This window comes from Bradyrhizobium sp. SZCCHNR3119 (genome assembly GCF_032487775.1).
Classification (GTDB): domain Bacteria; phylum Pseudomonadota; class Alphaproteobacteria; order Rhizobiales; family Xanthobacteraceae; genus Bradyrhizobium.
The window spans coordinates 1,048,766-1,071,006 of the sequence record NZ_JAUEUV010000002.1; the positions used below are offsets into that span (position 1 = coordinate 1,048,766).

The 22,241-nt window shown below is 64.0% G+C and carries 20 protein-coding genes; 3 read left to right on the forward strand and 17 right to left on the reverse strand.

Going from position 1 to position 22,241, the window contains the following annotated elements; genetic code table 11:
- Positions 1-14: 14 nt before the first annotated feature.
- Positions 15-536 (reverse strand): copper chaperone PCu(A)C, encoded by a 522-nt coding sequence (locus QX034_RS32185; RefSeq protein WP_315703476.1) that lies wholly within the window; start codon positions 534-536, stop codon positions 15-17.
- A gap of 129 nt (positions 537-665) precedes the next feature.
- Complete coding sequence (locus QX034_RS32190; protein WP_315703475.1) at positions 666-1,040, reverse strand: DUF2946 family protein; 375 nt, start codon at positions 1,038-1,040, stop codon at positions 666-668.
- Positions 1,041-1,926: 886 nt separating this feature from the next.
- On the opposite strand from QX034_RS32190, the gene QX034_RS32195 reads away from it, so the two are divergent.
- From QX034_RS32195 to QX034_RS32205, 3 genes are read left to right on the forward strand one after another with little or no spacing between them, the layout of a single operon-like run.
- Entirely contained in the window at positions 1,927-2,949 is a 1,023-nt protein-coding gene (locus tag QX034_RS32195; RefSeq protein ID WP_315703474.1) for a sugar ABC transporter substrate-binding protein, read from the forward strand.
- A 10-nt stretch (positions 2,950-2,959) separates the two neighbouring features.
- The gene (locus QX034_RS32200) at positions 2,960-4,477 is read left to right on the forward strand and encodes a sugar ABC transporter ATP-binding protein (RefSeq protein WP_315703473.1); all 1,518 of its coding nucleotides are present in this window, start codon (positions 2,960-2,962) and stop codon (positions 4,475-4,477) included.
- 10 nt (positions 4,478-4,487) lie between these two features.
- On the forward strand, positions 4,488-5,522 hold the full coding sequence (locus QX034_RS32205; protein WP_409977508.1) for an ABC transporter permease: 1,035 nt from the start codon (positions 4,488-4,490) through the stop codon (positions 5,520-5,522).
- Positions 5,523-5,675: 153 nt separating this feature from the next.
- Here the strand turns inward: QX034_RS32205 and mtnK are convergent, their stop codons facing one another.
- The 15 genes from mtnK to nuoF all read right to left on the reverse strand — a co-directional run bounded on the left by mtnK (position 5,676) and on the right by nuoF (position 22,230).
- A complete protein-coding gene (gene mtnK, locus QX034_RS32210; protein ID WP_315703472.1) occupies positions 5,676-6,974 on the reverse strand; it encodes an S-methyl-5-thioribose kinase in 1,299 nt (432 codons plus the stop codon).
- Positions 6,975-7,072: 98 nt separating this feature from the next.
- Positions 7,073-7,348, reverse strand: a complete 276-nt coding sequence (locus tag QX034_RS32215; protein WP_315703471.1) for a DUF1467 family protein — start codon at positions 7,346-7,348, stop codon at positions 7,073-7,075.
- 13 nt (positions 7,349-7,361) lie between these two features.
- Positions 7,362-7,766: a methylmalonyl-CoA epimerase gene (mce, locus tag QX034_RS32220; RefSeq protein WP_315703470.1), complete on the reverse strand. Its 405-nt coding sequence runs from the start codon at positions 7,764-7,766 to the stop codon at positions 7,362-7,364.
- Positions 7,767-7,865: 99 nt separating this feature from the next.
- The gene (locus QX034_RS32225; protein WP_315703469.1) at positions 7,866-9,536 is read right to left on the reverse strand and encodes a ribonuclease J; all 1,671 of its coding nucleotides are present in this window, start codon (positions 9,534-9,536) and stop codon (positions 7,866-7,868) included.
- Positions 9,537-10,343 carry a biotin--[acetyl-CoA-carboxylase] ligase gene (locus QX034_RS32230; protein ID WP_315703468.1) on the reverse strand — a complete coding sequence of 269 codons (807 nt, stop codon included), beginning with the start codon at positions 10,341-10,343 and terminating at the stop codon, positions 9,537-9,539. It abuts the gene before it with no gap.
- Complete coding sequence (gene nuoN, locus QX034_RS32235; RefSeq protein ID WP_315703467.1) at positions 10,344-11,771, reverse strand: NADH-quinone oxidoreductase subunit NuoN; 1,428 nt, start codon at positions 11,769-11,771, stop codon at positions 10,344-10,346.
- 30 nt (positions 11,772-11,801) lie between these two features.
- A complete protein-coding gene (locus QX034_RS32240) occupies positions 11,802-13,310 on the reverse strand; it encodes an NADH-quinone oxidoreductase subunit M (RefSeq protein WP_315703466.1) in 1,509 nt (502 codons plus the stop codon).
- Positions 13,307-15,421, reverse strand: a complete 2,115-nt coding sequence (gene nuoL, locus QX034_RS32245; protein ID WP_315806592.1) for an NADH-quinone oxidoreductase subunit L — start codon at positions 15,419-15,421, stop codon at positions 13,307-13,309. Before nuoL ends, QX034_RS32240 begins: the two co-directional genes overlap by 4 nt.
- 63 nt (positions 15,422-15,484) lie before the next feature.
- Positions 15,485-15,793: an NADH-quinone oxidoreductase subunit NuoK gene (gene nuoK / locus QX034_RS32250; protein WP_231324758.1), complete on the reverse strand. Its 309-nt coding sequence runs from the start codon at positions 15,791-15,793 to the stop codon at positions 15,485-15,487.
- On the reverse strand, positions 15,790-16,428 hold the full coding sequence (locus QX034_RS32255) for an NADH-quinone oxidoreductase subunit J (RefSeq protein ID WP_315703464.1): 639 nt from the start codon (positions 16,426-16,428) through the stop codon (positions 15,790-15,792). The genes nuoK and QX034_RS32255 overlap by 4 nt, the downstream gene beginning before the upstream one ends.
- Before the next feature lie 9 nt (positions 16,429-16,437).
- Positions 16,438-16,926, reverse strand: a complete 489-nt coding sequence (gene nuoI, locus QX034_RS32260) for an NADH-quinone oxidoreductase subunit NuoI (RefSeq protein ID WP_315703463.1) — start codon at positions 16,924-16,926, stop codon at positions 16,438-16,440.
- A gap of 7 nt (positions 16,927-16,933) precedes the next feature.
- Positions 16,934-18,004, reverse strand: a complete 1,071-nt coding sequence (nuoH, locus tag QX034_RS32265; RefSeq protein WP_315703462.1) for an NADH-quinone oxidoreductase subunit NuoH — start codon at positions 18,002-18,004, stop codon at positions 16,934-16,936.
- 10 nt (positions 18,005-18,014) lie between these two features.
- Positions 18,015-18,734 (reverse strand): aspartate/glutamate racemase family protein, encoded by a 720-nt coding sequence (locus QX034_RS32270; RefSeq protein WP_315703461.1) that lies wholly within the window; start codon positions 18,732-18,734, stop codon positions 18,015-18,017.
- Positions 18,735-18,738: 4 nt separating this feature from the next.
- A complete protein-coding gene (gene nuoG, locus QX034_RS32275) occupies positions 18,739-20,808 on the reverse strand; it encodes an NADH-quinone oxidoreductase subunit NuoG (protein ID WP_315703460.1) in 2,070 nt (689 codons plus the stop codon).
- A 96-nt stretch (positions 20,809-20,904) separates the two neighbouring features.
- The gene (gene nuoF / locus QX034_RS32280; RefSeq protein ID WP_315703459.1) at positions 20,905-22,230 is read right to left on the reverse strand and encodes an NADH-quinone oxidoreductase subunit NuoF; all 1,326 of its coding nucleotides are present in this window, start codon (positions 22,228-22,230) and stop codon (positions 20,905-20,907) included.
- Positions 22,231-22,241 lie beyond the last annotated feature (11 nt).

A 22,241-nucleotide genomic window follows, 5' to 3' on the forward strand; every position in this document is an offset into this window, starting at 1 on the left:
AGAGAACGGACGAGCTACATTTTCATTCCCGAATGGTCCGGCATTTTCTTCATCATGCTGCCGCCCTCGCCGCCCGGGCCCTTCGCTCCCACACCCTGAACATCGAGCGTGACCGCGACCTTGCCGGCCTTCTCGAATTGCAGCGTGAGCGGCACCGTGTCGCCCTGCTTCAGCGGCTTTTTGAGCTCCATCAGCATGAGGTGATAGCCTCCGGGCGCCAGCATTACCGTCTTGCCGGGCTCGATCGTGAGCCCCTGATCCAGCGGTCGCATCGTCATGACGCCGTTGGTGACGGCCATCTCGTGGACTTCGATCTTGCCGGCGATATCGCCCGAGACTGCGACCAGCCGATCGGGCGCGCTGCCCTTGTTCTCGATGGTGAGATAGCCGCCGCCGATCTTGGCGCCGCCGGGTGTCGCCCGGCTCCACGCCTGGCTGATCACGAGATCGCCGGCCTTCACCTCGGCGGCGAAGCAACCCGATGCACTACTGATGGCGACAACGACGGCAAGCAGCGCCTGCTTGAAAACGGTCATAAGTGATTCCTTTCAATGATGGTTGCGCCAGCAACAGGTCTGGCGTGTTCGCGAGATGAAGCGGCGGCAGCGGTCGGCCATCCGGCAATTCGATCAGGAGATTTGCAAAGGCGTCTTGCGCCGGTGCAATCAGATTGCTGACGGCGGCGCGCGGGCCTGCGTGTTCGAGCCTGCGCGCAGCACGGCCAGGACGAGCGCAGGCCGGTGCCACGTCACGCTCGCGGCTGGACGACACGGCAGATCGAGCAGCATGGGCTGCGGCGTATCGAGCGCCGCAGCGGCCTGCCCCACGCAGCAGAGTGTACAGGCGTCGTGAACGCCCTGGCCGGTCGAATCATCTTGTTGGGAGGGGAAGCCCGCCGGGGCGCTGTGGCAGATCTCGACCGAACGCAACGGGTCCGATGCGGCAATGGCGGCCGCCCAGCTCGCACCAATGGGTGCCAGGATCTGCACCGTCAATGCGATCAGCAGAATCGGAACATACGCCTGCAGCCGCTGCCGCATCAAAGCCCACCAAATCAACGCCGGGACTATCCCGCAGCAGCGGCCGGAAGTCGAGGTCACAGCGCCGCGACAGCGCACATTTCATTGGCGACGAAACGGCCCGCCCGGTCTCGACCGGCCGGGAATGCACCATCCGGCCCAGCACAAATCTGGCATCTAAATACCACCAATTGAAATTTATGCTTGCATCTGCAGGAAGATGCAGAAGTTCTCAATCGTTTCGCCAAGTGCGTGAAATTTGAACAATCGTTGCCGAAAAGGGTGACAAAGGCTCAAAGATCGTCTACGAATTTGGGCTCAGGCTGACGGTTACGGAAGTCTGGTGGTCCAAGTCTCGGGAGGAGCCCTGGCGCGCAACAAGCTGCGTCAACCCGCCAATAAGATCAAATCTGAGTTTGCGGGATACGAAAGGGTCGACACAATTCCGAGCAGGGCCCGTGCCCTGCTCATTTTTTTGAGCAGACGTAAGCCACACGGCATGAACGCAGTCTGAACGAGCTATCCTCTCGTTCCCGCTCTTGCATTCTCAGGTCGGTGCCAAGGCCGCTGATTAGCCCTTCACCACTACGATCATTCTCTCACCGTCCATCCAGGAAACATTGATCTCGATCATATCCTTGATCTTGATCTCATCGGGCAGCTCTGGCGCCATGAATAGAGATGCATGATCGAGATGAGGGTCTCAACGCGATCTCGCTTTTGACGACCATGCTGATTGAACACCGCCTCGACACGGCCGGCATTGCCGTACGTGCATTGCGGCGAACTCACGAATGCACCGCACAACATCCGGCTGTAGCGGGATGCTCTCGGTTGTGAAACACTCCCCATCCTGGCAGCGCGATCAATGACGCTGCCGAGCAAACAATGGGACAGGGAGTGAGTGATGTCCGGGACTACAAAATCCTCCACGACCAGACGCGATCTCCTGCAGACGGCAGCCGCTGCGGGCTCGGCGGCGGCGTTGCTCGCCGGCTTCGGCATCGACCCGGCCATGGCCGCGGAAATGGGACGTTCGGAGAAGCCGCTGAAAGCGGCCTTCTCCAATGCCGGCCTGCAGGCCACCTGGTGCGCGCAAGGCAAGCAGGCCGCGGAATGGTGGGGCAAGCTGTTCAACGTCGAAGTCACCTGGTTCGATGGTCAGCTCGATGCGGTGAAACAGCGCGCGGCCATCGACAACATGGCATCGCAAAAATGGGACTTCGTCGCGATCCAGGCGTTTGGCATCGGCACCTTGACCCAGCCGGTGCAGAAGATGATCGACGCGGGCATCCCCGTGATCGACATGGACACGCTGATCGCGCCGCTCGATCAGATCAACGTGCACTCCTTCCTTGCGCCCGACAATGAGTTCATGGGCGCCTCCGTCACGCAGGCGCTGGTGAATGCGCTGGGCGGCAAGGGCAAGATCATCATGACCCAGGGCGCGCTCGGCCATACCGGTGCGCAAGGCCGCGCCAAGGGCTTCAACTCCGTGATCAAGCAGTATCCGAACATCGAAGTGCTCGACACCCAGCCCGCGGACTGGGACGTCTCAAAGACCGCACGGTTGTGGGAGACCTATCTCACCAAATATCCGCAGATCGATGCGGCGTTCTTCCACAATGACGATATGGCGCTCGCCGCCTACAACATCATGAAGGCGCGCAACCGCACCAACATCCTGATCGGCGGGGTCGACGCGATGCCGCCGGCGATCCAGGCCGTCAGCGAGGGGCGGATGTTCGCCACCGTCCGCAATCCGTCCTGCCGCATCCATGGCGGCGCCATCGTGGCCGGTGTCGCCGCCGTGACCGCGGGTGAGAAGAGCGGCAAGGGCATTCCAAAAAGCGTTGTGACCGACGGCCCTGTCGTGACGAAGAATAATGCCGCGGGCATGCAGTGGATGGAGGATCACTTCCTGATCTGAGTCTGCTCCAATGTCGGACAGCCGCCGTCCCCTTCTCGAATTGCAGGACATCACTAAGTCGTTCGGCGGCGTCACCGCGCTGCGCGGCGTCGACTTCACGCTTCTCCCCGGCGAGATCCACGGTCTCGTCGGGGAGAACGGCGCCGGCAAGAGCACGCTGATGAAGATCATCGCCGGCGTACACCCGGAGTTCTGCGGCCGTTTCCTGCTCGACGGACACGAGGTGCACTTCCGCTCCGCGCGTGATGCACGGGCCGCCGGCATCGCCATGGTGCATCAGGAGCTCAGTGTCGCGCCGGACCTCACGGTCGCGGAGAACGTGTTCTTCGGCACCCAGCCGACCAACCGCTTTGGCCTGGTGCAATGGCGGCGTATGGCACGCGATGCCGCCGAGCAACTCAGGAAGCTCGGCATCCATGCCGACCCGATGGCACGGCTCGGAGACCTGCCGATCGGCCTGCAGCAGCTGATCGAGATTGCCCGCGTCCTGTTCTCCGGGGCGCGCATCATCATCCTGGACGAGCCGACCTCGGCGCTGTCGCCGCCCGAGGTCGAGCGCCTGTTTGCGACCCTGCGCCGGCTCCGCAGCCAGGGCACGGGCATCATCTTCATTTCGCATTTCATCGAGGACATTCTCCTGATCTCCGACGAGGTCACCGTGTTCCGCAACGGCCGCAAGGTCATGCAGACGAGTGCCGCCGAGACCGACAAGGCCGCGCTGATCGAGGCCATGATCGGAAAAGGACTCGGCAAGGGACGCGAGGCGTTGGAAGAGACCTACATACACGACATCACCCTTCCGGCGCCGGCACTGGAAAATCCGGTCGTGGTCGAAGCCGATGGCCTCTCTCTGGCGCGCAGCCTGACCCGCGTGTCGTTCGCGGTGCGCGCCGGCGAAGTGCTCGGCGTGTACGGCTTCATGGGGTGCGGACAATTGGAGCTGGCGCGGATCCTGTTCGGCAAGCTCGCGCCCGACGCCGGCGAACTGCGCGTGGCGGGACATCGCAAGACGTTCGGCAACACCGCCGATGCCCGCCGGGCCGGCATCGCTTTCGTGCCCGAGAGCCGCCGCGACATGCTGTTCCACCAGGAGCCGGTCTACAAGAATGTCTCGGTCAGCATTCTCGACCGCATCGGCGCCGTGCTCTTGAAGCCCGCGCGTGAACGCATCCTGGCCCAGCGCCAGGTCGAGCAGCTGCAGATTCGCCCCGCTGACGTCGAGATCGATCTCGGTCTCTTATCCGGCGGCAACCAGCAAAAGGTGGCGCTGGCGAAATGGCTCAGCCATCCGCCCCGGCTGCTCGTGCTGTGCGAGCCGACCCGCGGCATGGATGTGGGCGCCAAGAGCGACGTGATCCAGATCGTCCGTCAGCTACGCGAGCGCGGCATCGCCGTGATCGTGCTCTCGACCGAGCCCGAAACCGTGCTGTCGCTCGCCGACCGCATCATCGTGCTCAAGCGCGGCGAAGTCGTGCGCGAATTCGCCGGTGAAACCATCAGCAAGGACCGCCTGCTCGAAGCGGCTTAAGGAGACGGCGATGGCGAGTGAAGGCGTCCCGATGTCCGAGACCCATGTGCGCCATGGCGGCGGCACTGTCGCGCTGCTGCGCTCACAGATGCGCAACATTGCACCGTTCCTGACCCTGATCTTCCTCACCGTCTTCTTCGCCGTCGCAAGCCCGTCATTTGCGACCATCGACAATCTCGGCAACATCCTGACCCAGGTCTCGGTCACCGGGATCATCGCTGTCGGGCTGACCTTCGTGATCCTGTGCGCCGAGATCGATCTGTCGATCGCCAGCATCGCCAATGTGACGGGCATCGCGGTCGCCTATTTCACGATGCAGGAGTCCTACGTCAACATCGCCAATCTGCCCTTGCCGGGATGGGCGGCGATCCTGCTTGCGCTCGCGCTGTGCGCGCTGCTCGGCCTGGTCAACGCCTTCGGCCTGACGGTGATCGGCATCCCCTCGTTCATCATGACCTTGGCGATGATGCAGATCGCGGCCGGCATCTCAGCGCTCCTGGTGCGCGGCCAAATCGCCTACAAGGTGCCGGACCTCATTGCGACGCTCGGCTCGAATTCGGTGGCTGGCGTGCCCTGGATCGTGATCGTGGCCGCCCTGATGCTGCTCGCCGGTCATCTGGTGCTGACCTACACGCGGTTCGGCCGCTACGTCTATATGGTCGGCGGCAACCGCGAGGCGGCGGAATATTCCGGACTGAACGTCAAGCTGATCCTCGGCAGCGTCATGGTGATCTCGGCCGTATGTTCGGGAATCGGCGGCATGCTCGGCGTGGCGCATTTCGGCAGCGCGCAGCAGAACGAGTTCGATACCTATCTGCTCGACTCGATCGCCGCCGTCGTGGTCGGCGGCACCAGCCTGTTCGGCGGCCGCGGCGGCATCGGCAACACCATCATCGGCCTGTTCGTGCTCGGCGTCCTCAACAACGGCCTCGATCACGTCAACATCGACAGCTTCCTGAAGATCCTGATCCGCGGCCTGATCCTGCTCGCCGCGCTGGTCATCAATGTCTACGCGCAGCGGTTGCGCGCCAAGGCGGCGGATTGAGGACGCCGCCGTAGGGAAAGCAAAGCGCCGCCGCAGGCGGCGCGTGCCCACCATGGTCGACGCAGTCCATATCGGTGGGCACGGCGCATCTGCCAGCGTGAACGCAGAAGCAGCCTTGGACGCGCCTCTGCCCCTACGCTCGTCGCGGCGGCTTCAAAACTCCGGCTGCCAGTCGCGGAAGCGCCGCGCAGCTTCCGTGACTGCGGCGATCGACCGAAACGACTCTGTCTCCACCATCATTGCTCGCGCCAGCCGCAGGCTGCGTGCCTCGCAGGTCGCCCGCACTCTGGAATCCTCGATCAGCTCGAAATCGATATTGTGGGCGAGCCCGAGGATGCGGCGGATGATCTTCGCGGCCGTAAAGCCGATCGTATCCTGAAACAGCCGGGCCATGTAGGCTTGGCGCTCCGCCTCGAGCCGCGCCGCGCCCGCCTGCCCCTCGAACAACGCGAGCGGATAGGCATCGCCCGTCGCGTTCTCCCGCCACAGATCTACGAACTTGCGCGCGAACTCGGTCCACACCTGCTCGACGGTCGCCAGCACCCAGGCCTCGAAATCGCGCCGCTCGCCAGGCGTCCGTTCATGGCCGGCTGACGCCAGATAGGCCATCAGGAGGTTGGCGATGACAGCGCCGATATCGAACCCCATCGGACCGTAGAAGGCGAATTCGGGATCGATCACCTTGGTGTCGTCAGCAGTCACCATGATCGATCCGGTATGCAGGTCACCATGGATCAGCGCCTCGGCGCTGCTCAGGAACTCCAGCTTGAGCCTGGAGATCGCAACATGCAAATCGAGATCGGCGCGGATGTCGGCCGCTGTCAGGTCCAGCCATGGGGTGGTCCAACGGTTCTGCTCGGCAACGCGATAGGGATCGGTGAAGATCAGGTCCTCGGTGATCTTGCAGAGCGCATGATTGCCGGCGAATGCGGCAATCCGCTCCTTCTTCTCGGCGGCCGTCAGCGCCAGGTCGGAGGAGAAGAACAGGGTGCGCGCCAGGAAGGTCGTGATGTGATCGACGAAGCCGGGATAGATGGTCCCGGCCACCAGCCCCTTGCGCATGATGATATGCGGCTCGAGCAGATCCATCGCTGTCAGCGCAAGCTGCTCGTCGTGATGCAGCACCGCAGGCACCAGCTCCGGCGCGAGGCGCGCCTGATGGGTTAGCGCCAGATATTCGTAATGGGCGCGCGACAACGGCAGCGGCCAGCTCTCGCCGACCAGCCGCACGTAAGGCAGGGCCTGCTTCACCGCGAGGCCACCGGTCGCGCCGCGCACGATGAAGACCAGGTTGAGATTGCCGTCGCCGACCTCGTCGATCGTCCATGATTGCGGCGAACCGCCGAGCCGAGCCGCAACGGCAGGTACGCCGGCGAGATAATCGCGCAGATCGGCTTCCCTCAAGATCCGGTAGCCTGACGACGCCTGCTGCGGCGTCTGGAGCGCGGTCATGCGCAACCTCCCCTGCTGATTTTGTTTATGATCCTCTCATAGCAAAAAAGCCGATGCACGTCCGCGCATCGGCTCGAAAGTCAGCGCTGCAGCGCAAACTAGAACGGCACGCCCATCAGCTTGGACAGCCGCTCGATGCTGAAATAGCCGGCGTGGTACGCGGCCAGCCCAGCCACGAAGATCACCGCCGACAGCAGCGTATTCCAGAGCAGCCGGCGCCCCATCAGGCTCACGGTGGGGGCACCGGGATCGGTGCCGGGCGGGCCGCCACCGTCCTCATGCTGGCTGCGCACGCCGAACGGGAGCGTCACGAACAGCGTGACCCACCACAACACGAAATAGATCGCAAGCCAGGTCGAGATTATATAGGCCATCGCCTGCCCGCCCTTACGCCTGCTCGATCTCGACCAGCGCGCCCGAAAAATCCTTCGGATGCAGGAACAGCACCGGCTTGCCGTGCGCGCCGATCTTGGGCTGGCCATCGCCAAGCACGCGCGCGCCTTCCTTGATCAGGGTGTCGCGAGAGGCGATGATGTCGGGCACTTCATAGCAGACGTGATGGATGCCGCCGTCGGCATTGCGCTCGAGGAATTTGGCGATCGGCGAGGCGTCGCCGATCGGCTGGATGAACTCGATCTTGGTGTTCGGCAAGGTGACGAACACGGTGATGACGCCGTGGTCGGGCAGCGCCACCGGGGAGGAGATCTCGGCACCGAAGGCGGCACCGTAGATCTTGGCCGCCTTCTCGGCATCCTTGACGGCGATGGCGACGTGATTGAGCCGGCCAAGCATTGCGTCCTCCAGATCTTATCTATTACGGCGTCTCGTCTATCGCCGCGACTTATCTAATTCGGCGTCTTGTCGCTTCCGCCGCGACCGCGTCGGGCCGCGCTACACTTCCAACACGTGCACGATGCAAATCGGCTTCTTGCCCCAATGCTCGTTAACGACAGCGCGCACCGCGCGCCGCACCGACTCCGCTGCGGCATCCGGATCGCGCCGGCGCGCGCGCGGCAGGCTTTCGAACGTCGACATCACCGTGTCGAACACGATGTCGTCGATCTCCTCGCCGGCCGCATTCTTTTCGGGGATGCCGACCATCTCGACGTCCGGATCGTCGGCGAGCTCGCCTTTTTCGGTCATCGCGAGCGCGACGAAGACACAGCCCGCAAAGGCCAGCTTGCGCCGCTCCACCACCGCGCGCGACTTGGCCTCCTCGATGATGGTGCCGTCCTTGTAGAAGCGGCCCGTAGGCAGCTCGTCGATGATGCCGGGCTCGCCGGGCCCAAGCTTGACGAGGTCGCCATTGCGGCAGGTGATCACCTTCGGCACGCCGCAGGCCCGCGCCAGCCTGGCATGCTCATGCAGGTGCAGCGCCTCGCCATGGACCGGAATCAACAGCTGCGGCCGGGTCCACGCGATCATGTCGCGCAGCTCGTCGCGGCGTGGGTGGCCGGAGACATGGACGAGATGGGTGCGGTCGGTGATGATCTCGACGCCCTGGTCGACCAGCCCGTTGATGATCGCGCCGACCGCCTTTTCGTTGCCCGGAATGGTGCGGGAGGAAAAGATCACGGTGTCACCGCGGTTCAACGTCACCAGCGGATGGTCATCATTGGCGATGCGCGCGAGCGCGGCGCGCTGCTCGCCCTGGCTGCCGGTACACAGCGCCAGCACCTTGTCCGGCGGGAAATGGCCGTAAAGGTCCATGCCGCGAAAATTCTGCACGCCGTCGAGATAGCCGGTCTCGCGCGCCACCTGCACCACGCGGTCCATCGCGCGGCCAACGACGACCACCTCGCGATCGGCCTCGCGCGCGGCGTCCGCGACTGCGCGAATGCGCGCGACGTTGGAGGCAAAGGTTGTCACCGCGACACGGCCCCTCGCGCCCTTGACCAGTTCGGCGATGGTCTTGGCGACCTCGGCTTCGGAGGGCGAGCGCCCCTCGCGCACTGCGTTGGTGGAATCGCCGATCAGCGCCAGCAGGCCGGCATCGCCGAGCTCACGCAGGCGGCGCTCATCGGTCGGCGCACCGAGGATCGGGGTGGTGTCGATCTTCCAGTCGCCGGTATGCAGGACCGTGCCGACCTCGGTGTGGATGGCCAGCGCATGCGATTCCGGAATCGAATGCGCCACCGGGATGAATTCGACGTTGAACGGTCCGATATCGACGCGGCCGCCCGATGGGATCACCGTGACCGGGATTTTCGGCGGGTTGCGCTCGGCTTCGCATTTGGCTTCGAACAGTGCAGCGCTGAACTTGGTGGCGTAGATCGGGCATTTGAGCCGCGGCCACAGATCGATGATGGCCCCGAAGTGGTCTTCGTGGGCATGGGTCAGCACCAGGCCGACCAGATTGTGGCGTTCCTTCTCCAGGAAGCTGATATCCGGCATAATCAGATCGATGCCCGGCAGATGCTCCTCGTCTCCGAAGGAGACGCCGAGATCGACCGCGAGCCAGGAGCGCTGGTGCCGGTTGCCGAGCCCATAGATCGACAGGTTCATGCCGATCTCGCCGACGCCGCCGAGCGGCGCAAAGGTCAGTTCATCGGGGCGCGCCATCTACACCGCCCCCGCCGAGGCGGTCGCGCCGAAATGAACGTCACCCGCCGTGATCGGCACCAATTGCCCTTCCGTGGTCCGGACTACCATGCACCCCTGCTCGTCGATGGTATCAAAAGTTCCCTCGATCATAGCATGTCCGGACCTGATGGCGACCGCTTGGCCGAGGCCGGCAGCCCGCTCGAGCCAGAGCTTGCGGATCTCGGCAAAACCACGGCCATTGTTCCAGATGCCGCGGAATTCGACCCAGCCATCCGACAACGCTGTGAACAGGTCTTCCGCAGCGATCTCGATCCCCATCGCTCTGAGCGAGGTTGCAGGGGTCGGCGTTCCCGTGGGAGCCGCAATCACATTGGTGCCGATGCCCACGACGACTGCAAGGCCGGCTGGCACCTGCTCGGCCTCCAACAGGATCCCGCACAGCTTCTGGCCGTTGGCCAGCACGTCATTGGGCCATTTCAAGGCGAAGTTGAACTGGCCGCCGCCAGACCGAAGTACCGCCTCCAGGCTCACCCGGCGGAGCGCATGTTCGATCGCGAGCCCTGCGGCAAAACCGAGCGTCGCCGCGACCGCCGGCGCCGCATCCATCACCTCGATCACGCTCGAGGCGAGATTGCCTTTAGGTGCGACCCATGGCCGGCTGCGGCGGCCGCGGCCGGCGGTCTGTTCGGATGTGACGAACCAGCACGGTCGGCGCTCGCCTCGACGGGCGTACGCGAGTGCCTCCGCGTTGGTCGAGCCGACCTGCTCGAATACGACGAGCCCGTAACCTGCCTGTGCTGCGCGCGATCCGAGAGCAAACGTCATCTAGAACAGCGACTTCGCCGCAGCCGCGGCCGCGCTCACCAGCGGGCCGGGATAGGCGAAGAACAGGATGTTGAAGAGGCCGGACACCGCGAGCACGGTGCGCAGCTCGACCCTGACGGGATCGAGCGCCGGCAGCGGCTCGTCGAAATACATCGTCTTGACGATCAGCAGATAATAATAGGCGCCGACCACGCTGGTCAGCACGCCGATCACCGACAGCGCGAACAGCCCGGCCTTGATCGCGGCAACGAACACGTACCACTTGGCGAAGAAGCCGGCGAGCGGCGGAACGCCGGCGAGCGAGAACAGCAGCATCGCGAAGAAGAAGGCGAGCAGCGGGTTGGTGCGCGACAGGCCGGCGAAATCGCTGATCTTCTCGAACGGCTGGCCGTTGCGCTTGATCGCTATGATCACGGCGAACGAGCCCAGCGTCATCGCCACATAGATCGCGATGTACATCAGCACGCCCTGCGCGCCCTCGACCGTGCCGGCTGCGAGCCCGACCAGCGCAAAGCCCATATGACCGATCGAGGAATAGGCCATCAGGCGCTTGATGTTGGTCTGGCCGATCGCAGCGAACGAACCCAGCGCCATCGAGGCGATCGACACGAACACCACGATCTGCTGCCACTGGAAGGTGATGCCGGGGAACGCGGTCAGCGCGACGCGCGTGAACACCGCAAGCGCGGCGACCTTCGGCGCGGAGGCGAAGAACGCGGTCACCGGCGTCGGCGCGCCCTCATAGACGTCAGGCGTCCACATGTGGAACGGCACCGCCGATATCTTAAAGCAGAGGCCGGCGAACAGGAACACGAGGCCGAAGATCACGCCGACGCTGCCAGCCTTGGTCGCCGTCGCAATGCCGGCGAAGGCGACCGTGCCGGTGAAGCCATAGATCAGCGAGGCGCCATAGAGCAGCATGCCCGACGACAGCGCACCGAGAACGAAATATTTCAGGCCGGCTTCGGTCGACTTGACGTTATCGCGATGGCTCGCCGCTACGACATAGAGCGCGAGCGACATCAGTTCGAGGCCGAGATAGAGCAAGATCAGGTCGCCGGCCGAGATCAGCACCATCATGCCAAGCGTCGAGAGCAGGACCAGAATAGCGTATTCGAAGATCCGCCGGTCGGGCGAAGACAGGAACTCCGCCGACATGATCAGGGTCGCGAGCGAGCCGATCAGCGCCAGGATCTTCAAAAAGCGGGCGTAATCATCGACAATGAAGCTGCCGCCGAAAGCCTGGCCGGTCGGCTGGCGCAGCTCCAACAGACCGACGACGACCAGCAGGCACGCCGCCAGCCCGGTGACGATCGCCGTCGTCCCCTGCCCACGGAATGCGCCCAGCATCAACAGCGCCATCGCCCCCAAGGCCAGCACCAGCTCCGGCAGCACCACCCCAAGCTGAGCCCCAAGATTCTCGATCATCGTCTTTGTCCCGACCGCCTGAGGGTCATTTCATGGCAGCAGCGCGGCCGCTTTCACGGCCGTCACTGCTGTGTTGTAGTTGTTGACGAGCTGCTGCACCGAGGCCGCCGACATGTCGAGGATCGGCTTCGGATAGACACCGAACAGGATGGTCAACGCGAGCAGCGGAAACAGCGTCAGGCACTCGCGCGCCGTCAGATCCTTGATGGTCATCAGCGACGGCTTGACCAGCGCACCGAACACCACCTTGCGGTACAACCACAGCGCATAGGCCGCCGACAGAATCACGCCGAAGGTGGCGAAGAAGGTCGTCGACGTCGACACCTTGAAGGTGCCGAGCAGCGTCATGAACTCGCCGACGAAGCCGGAGGTGCCGGGCAGACCGACATTGGCCATCGTGAACACCATGAACACGAAGGCATAGAGCGGCATCCGATTGACCAGACCGCCATAGGCCGCGATCTCGCGGGTGTGCATGCGATCGTAGACGATGCCGACGCAAAGGAACAGCGCGCCCGAGACGATGCCGTGCGAGATCATCTGGAATACGCCGCCGGCCACACCCTGCAGGGTGCCGGCGAAGATGCCCATGGTGACGAAGCCCATATGCGCGACCGAGGAGTACGCAATCAGCTTCTTCATGTCCTCCTGCATCAGCGCGACCAGCGAGGTGTAGATGATCGCGATCGCCGACAGCGTCCAGACCAAGGGGGCGAAGTCATGCGAGGCCAGCGGGAACATCGGCAGCGAGAAGCGCAGGAAGCCGTAGCCGCCCATCTTCAGCAGGATCGCCGCCAGGATCACCGAACCGGCTGTGGGCGCCTCCACGTGAGCGTCCGGCAGCCAGGTATGCACCGGCCACATCGGCATCTTCACCGCGAAGGAAGCGAAGAAGGCGAGCCAGGCCCAGGTCTGCAAGGAGCGCGGCACGGCGGTGTGCATCAACGTCGCGATGTCGGTGGTGCCGCCGTTCCAATACAGCGCCATGATGGCGAGCAGCATCAGCACCGAGCCGAGCAGCGTGTAGAGGAAGAACTTGAACGAGGCGTAGACCCGCCGCGGACCGCCCCAGACACCGATGATCAGGAACATCGGGATCAGGCCGCCCTCGAAGAACAGGTAGAACAGCACGAGGTCGAGCGCGGAGAAGGTGCCGACCATCAGCGTTTCCAGGACCAGGAAGGCCATCATGTATTCGCGGACCCGGACCGTCACCGATTTCCAGCTGGCGATGATGCAGAACGGCATCAGGGCCGTGGTCAGGATCACGAACGGAAGCGAGATGCCGTCGACGCCCATGTGGTAGCTGATTCCGCTCGCGAGCCAGTTCGCCTTCTCGACGAATTGGAAATCCGTCTGCGCGGGATCGAAGCGCAGCACCAGGATCACCGACACCGCGAAGGTGATCAGCGTGGTCCACAGCGCGATCCAGCGCGCGTTACGGCGCGCGGCTTCGTCCTCCCCCGGGACGAGATAGATCATGAGCGCCCCGACGAGGGGCAGGAAAGTGACGACCGACAGAATTGGCCAGGTGGTCATTGCTGGCCCCCCATGAACATGAACCAGGTGATCAGGCCGGCAACGCCGATCAGCATGGCAAAGGCATAATGATAGAGATAACCGGTCTGGATCTTGACGACGTTGCGCGTGATGTCGAGCACCCGCGCCGAGACGCCGTCCGGCCCGAAACCGTCGATGACGAAACCATCGCCCTTCTTCCAGAGGAAGCGGCCGAGCCACTTCGCCGGACGGACGAAGATGAAGTCATAGAGCTCGTCGAAGTACCACTTGTTGAGCAGGAAGTTGTAGAGCAGCGGCTGCTGGCTGGCCAACTCCTCCGGCAGATACGGCCGGCTGATGTAGAAGACGTAGGACACGGCGAAGCCCCCGATCATCATCACCAGCGGCAGCTGACCCAGCCAGAACGGCATGTGCTCCATGTCCGCCAGGATGTGCGGGTTCATCTTCAGCGACTCGCGGAAGAACTCCTCGACGCCGTGCTCGCCGACGAACAGCTCCTTGAACGGGAAGCCCGCCAGGATCGAGCCCGCCGCCAGGACGCCGATCGGGATCAGCATCCAGACCGGACTCTCATGCGCAGCCTCATAATGGTGCTGATCATGCGGCGTACCGAAGAAGGTCTTCCAGATCAAGCGCCAGGAATAGAACGAGGTCAGGCCCGCTGCGACGACCGTCAGGAAATAGGCGTAGGTCGCGAACGGATTATGCGAGGCGTAAGCCGACTCGATGATGGCGTCCTTGGAGAAGAAGCCGGCAAAGCCGGGAACGCCGGTCAGCGCCATCGTGCCCACGCACATCACCGCGAAGGTGTAGGGGATCTTGCGCCACAGCCCACCCATGTTGCGGATGTCCTGCTCGTGGTGCATCGCGTAGATCACCGAGCCCGCGCCCAAGAACAGCAGCGCCTTGAAGAATGCGTGGGTGAACAGGTGGAACATGCCGACCGAATAGGCCCCTGCTCCCATCGCCACGAACATGTAGCCGAGCTGCGAACAGGTCGAATAGGCCACGATGCGCTTGATGTCGTTCTGCACGAGGCCGACGGTGGCGGCGAAGAAGGCGGTGGTGGCGCCGACGAACATCACCACGGCCTGCGCATTCGGCGCCAGCTCGAACAGCGGCGACAGCCGCGCCACCATGAACACGCCGGCGGTCACCATGGTCGCGGCGTGGATCAGCGCCGAGACCGGGGTCGGGCCTTCCATCGCATCCGGCAGCCAGGTGTGCAGCAGGAACTGTGCCGACTTGCCCATCGCGCCCATGAACAGCAGCAGGCAGGTGAGCGTCAGCGCGTCGGCGTGCCAGCCGAGCAGGTTAATGGTCTGGCCCGTCAAGCTCGGTGCGGCATGGAAGACGGCTTCGAAATCCGTTGACTTGGTCAGCCAGAAAACCGCGAAGATGCCGAGCGAAAACCCGAAATCGCCGACGCGATTGACCACGAACGCCTTGATCGCCGCGGCGTTGGCCGATGGCTTCTGGAACCAGAAGCCGATCAGCAGGTAGCTGGCGAGACCCACGCCTTCCCAGCCGAAGAACAGCTGGACCAAATTGTTGGCGGTGACCAGCATCAGCATCGCGAAGGTGAACAGGCTGAGATAGGCGAAGAACCGCGGCTGGTTCGGATCCTCGTCCATGTAGCCGATCGAATAGAGGTGCACGAGCGAGGACACGCTGGTGACCACCACCAGCATGACCGCTGTCAGCGTATCCACCCGCAGCGACCAGGACAGCTGCAGCTCGCCGGAATTGATCCAGGGCAGCAATTCCTGAACGCCGCCCTCATGGTGCATGAAGCCGACATTGATCAGCGTGGCCCAGGACAGCGCCGCTGACACGAACAGCAGCGCGGTCGTGATGAGCTCTGCGGCGCGCGAGCCCGCCGCCGGCGGCTCGGTGACGTGATGGTCGTCATGGCCGTGGCCATGGTCATCATGCGCGAGCGGCTCGTCATGGCTGACGTGCACCACGGCCGCATCGCCATGGACATGGGCCGCTCCGCCGTGGTGGTGGCCCTCGTCATGATGCTCGACCGTGTCGCCGCTCGGATTGCGCGCATGCGCCCCGAACAACGCGATCAGGCCGGCGAGGATCGCGCCGATCAGCGGCAGAAAGACAATGGCCTGGATCATTCGCCCGTTCCCTTACGCATGACCATGCCGGCAAGCCGGCCCCCACTCTTGCGGACCATGCGCTTAGCCCTTCATCAGATTGACGTCTTCGACCGCGATCGAGCCGCGGTTGCGGAAATAGACCACCAGCACCGCAAGGCCGATCGCGGCTTCCGCCGCCGCAACCGTGAGCACCAGCAACGCGAACACCTGCCCGACGATGTCGCCGAGGAAGGTCGAGAACGCCACCAGGTTGATGTTGACCGCGAGCAGGATCAGCTCGATCGACATCAGGATGACGATGATGTTCTTGCGGTTCAGAAAGATGCCGAGGATGCCGAGCGTGAACAGCATCGCCGCGACCGAGAGATAATGTCCGAGCCCAATGGTCATTTCACCCACTCCGCCGCGTCAGCGTCCTGCAGCCCCTGCCCGACCGCGACCTTGCGTATCGCCATCGCCATCTCAGGCGTGCGCGCATTCTGCGCCTCGATGCTCTGCCGCTTGACGTTGGCCTTGTGGCGCAGCGTCAGCACGATCGCGCCGATCATCGCCACCAGAAGCACCATGCCCGCAAGCTGGAAGTACTGGATATACTTCGTATAGAGCACGAGCCCGAGCGCCTCGGTATTGCTCACATTGGTCGGGATCGCGGCCGTGATGGCCCTGGGCTTGGCGGGATCGATCACCCAGTACGAGACGGTCAGCAGCAGTTCGAACAGGAAGATGCCGCCGATCACGAGCCCGATCGGCATGTACTGCAGGAAGCCCTCACGCAGTTCGGTGAAGTCGACGTCGAGCATCATGATCACGAACAGGAACAACACCGCGACCGCGCCGACATAGACCACGACCAGGATCATCGCCAGGAACTCGGCCCCCATCAGCACGAACAGGCCGGAGGCGTTGACGAAGGTAAGGATGAGGTAGAGCACCGAGTGCACGGGGTTCTTCGAGACGATCACCATCACGGCGGACGCCACGCAGACCGCCGCGAACAGGTAGAAGAAAAGCGCTGGCAGGATCATCGAACGACCTCAGCGATACGGCGCGTCGAGCGCGATGGCTTTGGAGATTTCGCGCTCCCAGCGGTCGCCATTGGCGAGCAGCTTGGCCTTGTCATAATAGAGCTCCTCGCGGGTCTCGGTCGCGAATTCGAAGTTCGGTCCTTCGACGATCGCGTCTACCGGGCAGGCCTCCTGGCACAGGCCGCAATAGATGCACTTCACCATGTCGATGTCGTAGCGCACGGTGCGGCGGGTGCCGTCGTTGCGGCGGGGACCGGCCTCGATGGTGATCGCCTGTGCGGGACAGACCGCCTCGCAGAGCTTGCAGGCGATGCAGCGCTCCTCGCCGTTCGGATAGCGGCGCAGCGCGTGCTCGCCGCGGAAGCGCGGGGAGATCGGATTCTTCTCGAACGGATAGTTGATGGTCGGCTTCGGCTGGAAGAAGTAGCGCATGGCGAGGAAGAACGCCGAAACGAACTCCGACAGCAGCAGCGAGCGGGCGGTGGCGTTGATGTTCATGAAAGCCTCATTGTGGGGCGATGCCGGCGAAATGCAGCACGCCCGCCACCAGCACCACCATCGCCAGGGAGAGCGGCAGGAACACTTTCCAGCCAAGCCGCATCAACTGGTCGTAGCGGTAGCGCGGCACGATCGCTTTCGCCATCGCGAACAGGAAGAACATGAAGAAGAGTTTCAGCGCGAACCAGATCACGCCGGGAATCCAGGTGAAGGGCGGCAGCGCCACCGGCGGCAGCCAGCCCCCTAAGAAGAGGATCGTCGCCAACGCGCACATCGTTGTGATCGCGACATACTCGCCGAGCATGAACAGCAGATACGGCGTCGAGCCGTATTCGACCATGAAGCCGGCGACCAGTTCCGATTCCGCCTCGACCAGATCGAACGGCGGCCGGTTGGTCTCGGCCAGCGCCGAGACATAGAACACCACGAACATCGGAAACAGCGGCCAGACATACCAGTTCAGGATGGTCAGCTGCGGCAGGCCGATCAGGCTGGCGAGCCCGCGGGTGTTCTGCGCTTCGACCACGGCCGAGAGGTTCAAGGTGCCGGCGCAGAGCAGCACGGTGATGATGACGAAGCCGATCGAGACCTCATAGGACACCATCTGCGCCGCCGAGCGCAGCGCGGCCAGGAACGGGTATTTCGAGTTCGACGACCAGCCGGCCATGATGATGCCGTAGATCGACAGCGACGAGATCGCGAAGATGAAGAGAATGCCGACATTGATGTCGGCGATCGCCCAACCGAGATTGGTCGGGATCACCGCCCAGGCGGCCAGCGCCAGCACGCAGGAGACCAGCGGCGCCAGCAGGAAAACACCCTTGTTGGCGCCGGCCGGGATGATCGGCTCCTTCAGCACGAACTTGAGCAGGTCGGCGAAAGACTGCAGCAGTCCCCACGGCCCGACCACGTTGGGACCGCGCCGGATCTGCACCGCCGCCCAGATCTTGCGGTCGGCCAGCAGGATGTAGGCGATCGCGATCAGGAGCACGACGAGCAGCAGCACGCTCTCGGCGACCATGATGATCAAGGGCCAGAGAAAGCCGGTCCAGAACGCGCTTGCAAAGAAATCAGCCATCAGGTCACGCTCACTCCGCTGCTTGGGCGGTGGGGACGACGCCGAGTGCGACGTCGACCGCGGCATCGGCATGGATCAGGGTGGTGTCGAATACCGGAAGCGGCGTGTTGCGCTCGTCGAGCAGCATACCGACCTCCGTGCAGCCAAGGATCAAGCAATCGGCGCCCTTGTCCTTTAGCCGGCGGGCGACGTCAACGTAAGCCTGCCGCGAAGTCTCGCAGACTCGGCCGACGCACAGTTCATCATAGATGATCCGATGGACCTGCGCCCGATCGGCCTCATCGGGGATAACGCTATCCAGACCAAACTTGTCGCGCAGCCGGCCGGTGTAAAAATCCTGCTCCATCGTGAAGCGCGTCGCCATGATCGCAGGCCGGCGCAGGCCGATCTCGCGGATCTTCTGCCCCGTCGCGTCGGCGATGTGCAGGAACGGCACGTTGGTCGCAGCCTCGATCGCGTCCGCCACCTTGTGCATGGTATTGGTCGCGAGAACCAGCACCTCCGCGCCGGCCGCTTCGAGACGCCTGGCGACCCCGGCGAGGCGGGCGCCCGCCTCGTCCCAGCGCCCCTCCGCCTGCATCTGGGCGATCGGGGCGAAATCGACCGACCACATCAGGATCTCGGCCGAATGCAATCCGCCCAGCACGGCACGCACGCGCGCGTTCAACCGCGCATAATAATGCGCAGTCGATTCGCAGCTCATGCCGCCGATCAGGCCGATCACCTTCACGAACTTACTCCGCTGCCACGAGCACGCGCCCCGCGGCGAGACGGGAGCATTCCGCCATCACCGCCGAAGCCCGCGCGATCGGGTTGGTCAGATAGAAGTCTTGGACCAGAGGCTTGAACGCCGCCTTTTCCAGGCTGCCGCCCTTGCCTGCCAGGGTCTTGATATCAGCAATCAGGCCCGATTCGATCTGATCGATGCGAGCGAGACGGGGCACCGCCTTGAAGATCGCAGCGCGCAGCGCCGCCAGCGAGTCGTAAGGCAGCTTCTTGGCCAGCGCGTCCGACAGCGCGCGGATGATCGCCCAGTCCTCGCGCGCCTCACCCGGCGGAAATGACGCCCGGCCCGTCATCTGGACCCGGCCTTCCGTGTTGACGTAGATGGCGGATTTCTCGGTGTAGGCCGCGCCAGGCAGGATGACGTCGGCGCGATGCGCCCCGCGGTCGCCATGCGTTCCGACATAGACCGTGAACACGCCTTCGGGCACATCGACCTCATCGGCCCCGAGCAGGAACAGCACGTCCATCGTGCCGAAAGTCGTCATCTGGGCCACCGTCAGGCCGGTGCCGACGAAGCCGATGTCGAGCGCGCCGACGCGCGAAGCGGTGTCGTGCAGCACCGCGAACCCATTCCAATCGTCCCGCACGGCATTGGCATCGAGCGCCAGCTTCGCCGCCTGCGCCAGAATCGCTGCGCCGTCATGGCGCGCGGCAGCGCCGGCGCCGACCAGCACGATCGGGTTCTTGGCGTTCTTGAGGACGGAGGCAAAGGAGTGCTTGCCGGAGATGACACTGCTCAAGGAATCGGTGCCGGCGCCGATATGCTCGTAAGGATAGGTGAGATCGGCCTGCGGGCCGATCAGGCCGACCTTGAGCTGGCCGGAACGCCAGCGCTTGCGGATGCGCGCATTGAGCACTGCGGCTTCCTTGCGCGGGTTGGCGCCGACGATCAGGATCGCATCGGCCTGCTCGATGCCGGCGATGGTCGGATTGAAAATATAGGACGCGCGGCCCGCTTTCGGATCGAAGCTGTCGCCGCCCTGCACGGCGACGTTGGTCGAACCGAGCTTGGCAAGCAGCTCCTTCAGCGCGAACATCTCTTCGACCGCGGCAAGATCGCCGGCGATGGCGCCGATCCGCTTGCCGTCGATACGCGCAAGCTTGCTGGCGATCGCGTTGAAGGCCTCCGGCCAGGTCGCCGCGCGCAGCTTGCCGCCCTCGCGGACATAGGGCCGATCGAGACGCTGGGTGCGCAGCCCGTCGACGACATGGCGCGCCTTGTCGGAGATCCACTCCTCGTTCACGGCATCGTTGATACGCGGCAGGATCCGCATCACCTCGCGGCCGCGGGTGTCGACGCGGATCGCCGAGCCGAGCCCGTCCATCACGTCGATCGACTGGGTCTTGCCGAGCTCCCAGGGACGCGCCGCAAAAGCATAGGGCTTCGACGTCAGCGCGCCGACCGGGCAAATGTCGACCAGATTGCCCTGCAGCTCGGAGCTCAGCGCCTGCTCCAGATAGGTCGTGATCTCCATGTCCTCGCCACGGCCGATCGCGCCCATCTCCGGCACGCCGCACACTTCCGCCGAGAAGCGGACGCAGCGCGTGCACTGGATGCAGCGGTTCATCGAGGTCTTGACCAGCGCGCCGAGATATTTGTCCTCGACTGCGCGCTTGTTCTCGGCGAAGCGGCTGGTGTCGACACCATAGCCCATCGCTTGGTCCTGCAGGTCGCACTCGCCGCCCTGGTCGCAGATCGGACAGTCCAGCGGATGGTTGATGAGAAGGAACTCCATCACGCCTTCGCGCGCCTTCTTCACCATCGGCGAACGGGTGGAAACCTCCGGCGGCTCGCCGTTTGGCCCTGGACGGCAGTCGCGCACGCCCCAGGCGCAGCTCGCGACCGGCTTCGGGCCGCCCTTCACCTCGACCAGGCACATGCGGCAATTGCCGGCGATCGACAGCCGCTCGTGGTAACAGAAGCGCGGGATTTCAGCGCCAGCCGCCTCGCATGCCTGAAGCAACGTGTACTCCGGCGGAACATCGATCTCTTTGCCGTCGATGATGATCTTGGTCATCGCCTCACATCTCTCTCAATGCGTGTACGCGCGGGCCGCGCGCCTGTGCGGCGCGGTGCGCGTACGAATGTTCTGCTGCGGCTCCGCGTACATCGCCTACTCCGCAGCGACCATCTGCTCGGGGTCGCGCACGCCGACGTCGTCGATATCAGCCTTATGCGAATACTGGTCGATCCGCGCCTCGATCTCGTGCCGGAAATGGGCGATCAGGCCCTGGATCGGCCAGGCCGCGGCATCGCCGAGCGCGCAGATGGTGTGACCCTCGATCTGCTTGGTGACCTCCAGCAGCATGTCGATTTCGCGCTTATGCGCGCGGCCCTCGGCCATGCGCGTCAGCACCCGCCACATCCAGCCTGTGCCTTCGCGGCACGGCGTGCACTGGCCGCAGCTCTCATGCTTGTAGAAATAGGAGATGCGCGCGATCGCGCGGATCAGGTCGGTCGACTTGTCCATCACGATCACGGCGGCAGTGCCGAGGCCCGAGCGCAGCTTGGAGAGGCTGTCGAAGTCCATCGGCGTGTCGATGATCTGCTCGGCCGGCACCATGCGCACCGACGAGCCGCCGGGAATGACGGCCTTCAGATTGTCCCAGCCGCCGCGGATGCCGCCGCAATGCTTCTCGATCAGCTCGCGGAACGGAATGCCCATCGCCTCTTCGACGTTGCAGGGCCGCTCGACATGGCCGGAGATGCAGAACAGCTTGGTGCCGACATTGTTCGGGCGGCCGATCCCGGCGAACCAAGCTGCGCCGCGGCGCAGGATGGTCGGCGCCACCGCGATCGACTCGACATTATTCACCGTGGTCGGGCAGCCATAGAGGCCGACATTGGCCGGGAATGGCGGCTTCAGCCGCGGCTGTCCCTTCTTACCCTCCAGGCTTTCCAGCAGCGCCGTCTCCTCGCCGCAGATATAGGCGCCGGCGCCGTGCGCGACGTAGAGATCGAACGGCCAGCCATGGATGTTGTTCTTGCCGATCAGGTTGGCCTCATAGGCCTGGTCGATCGCCGCCTGCAGCCGCTCGCGCTCGCGAATGAATTCGCCGCGCACATAGATGTAGCAGGCATGCGCGCCCATCGCGAAGCTCGCGATCAGGCAGCCCTCCACCAGATGATGCGGATCGTGCCGCATGATCTCGCGGTCCTTGCAGGTGCCCGGCTCGGACTCGTCGGCGTTGACCACCAGATAGCTCGGCCGGCCGTCCTTCGATTCCTTCGGCATGAAGGACCACTTCAAGCCGGTCGGGAAGCCGGCGCCGCCGCGTCCGCGCAGGCCGGAGGCTTTCATCTCGTTGATGATCCAATCGCGGCCCTTCTCGATCAGCGCCTTGGTGCCGTCCCAGCTGCCGCGCCGGCGTGCGCCTTCGAGCCCCCAGTCCTGGAGGCCGTAGAGGTTGGTGAAGATGCGGTCCTTGTCGGCGAGCATGATCAGACAGC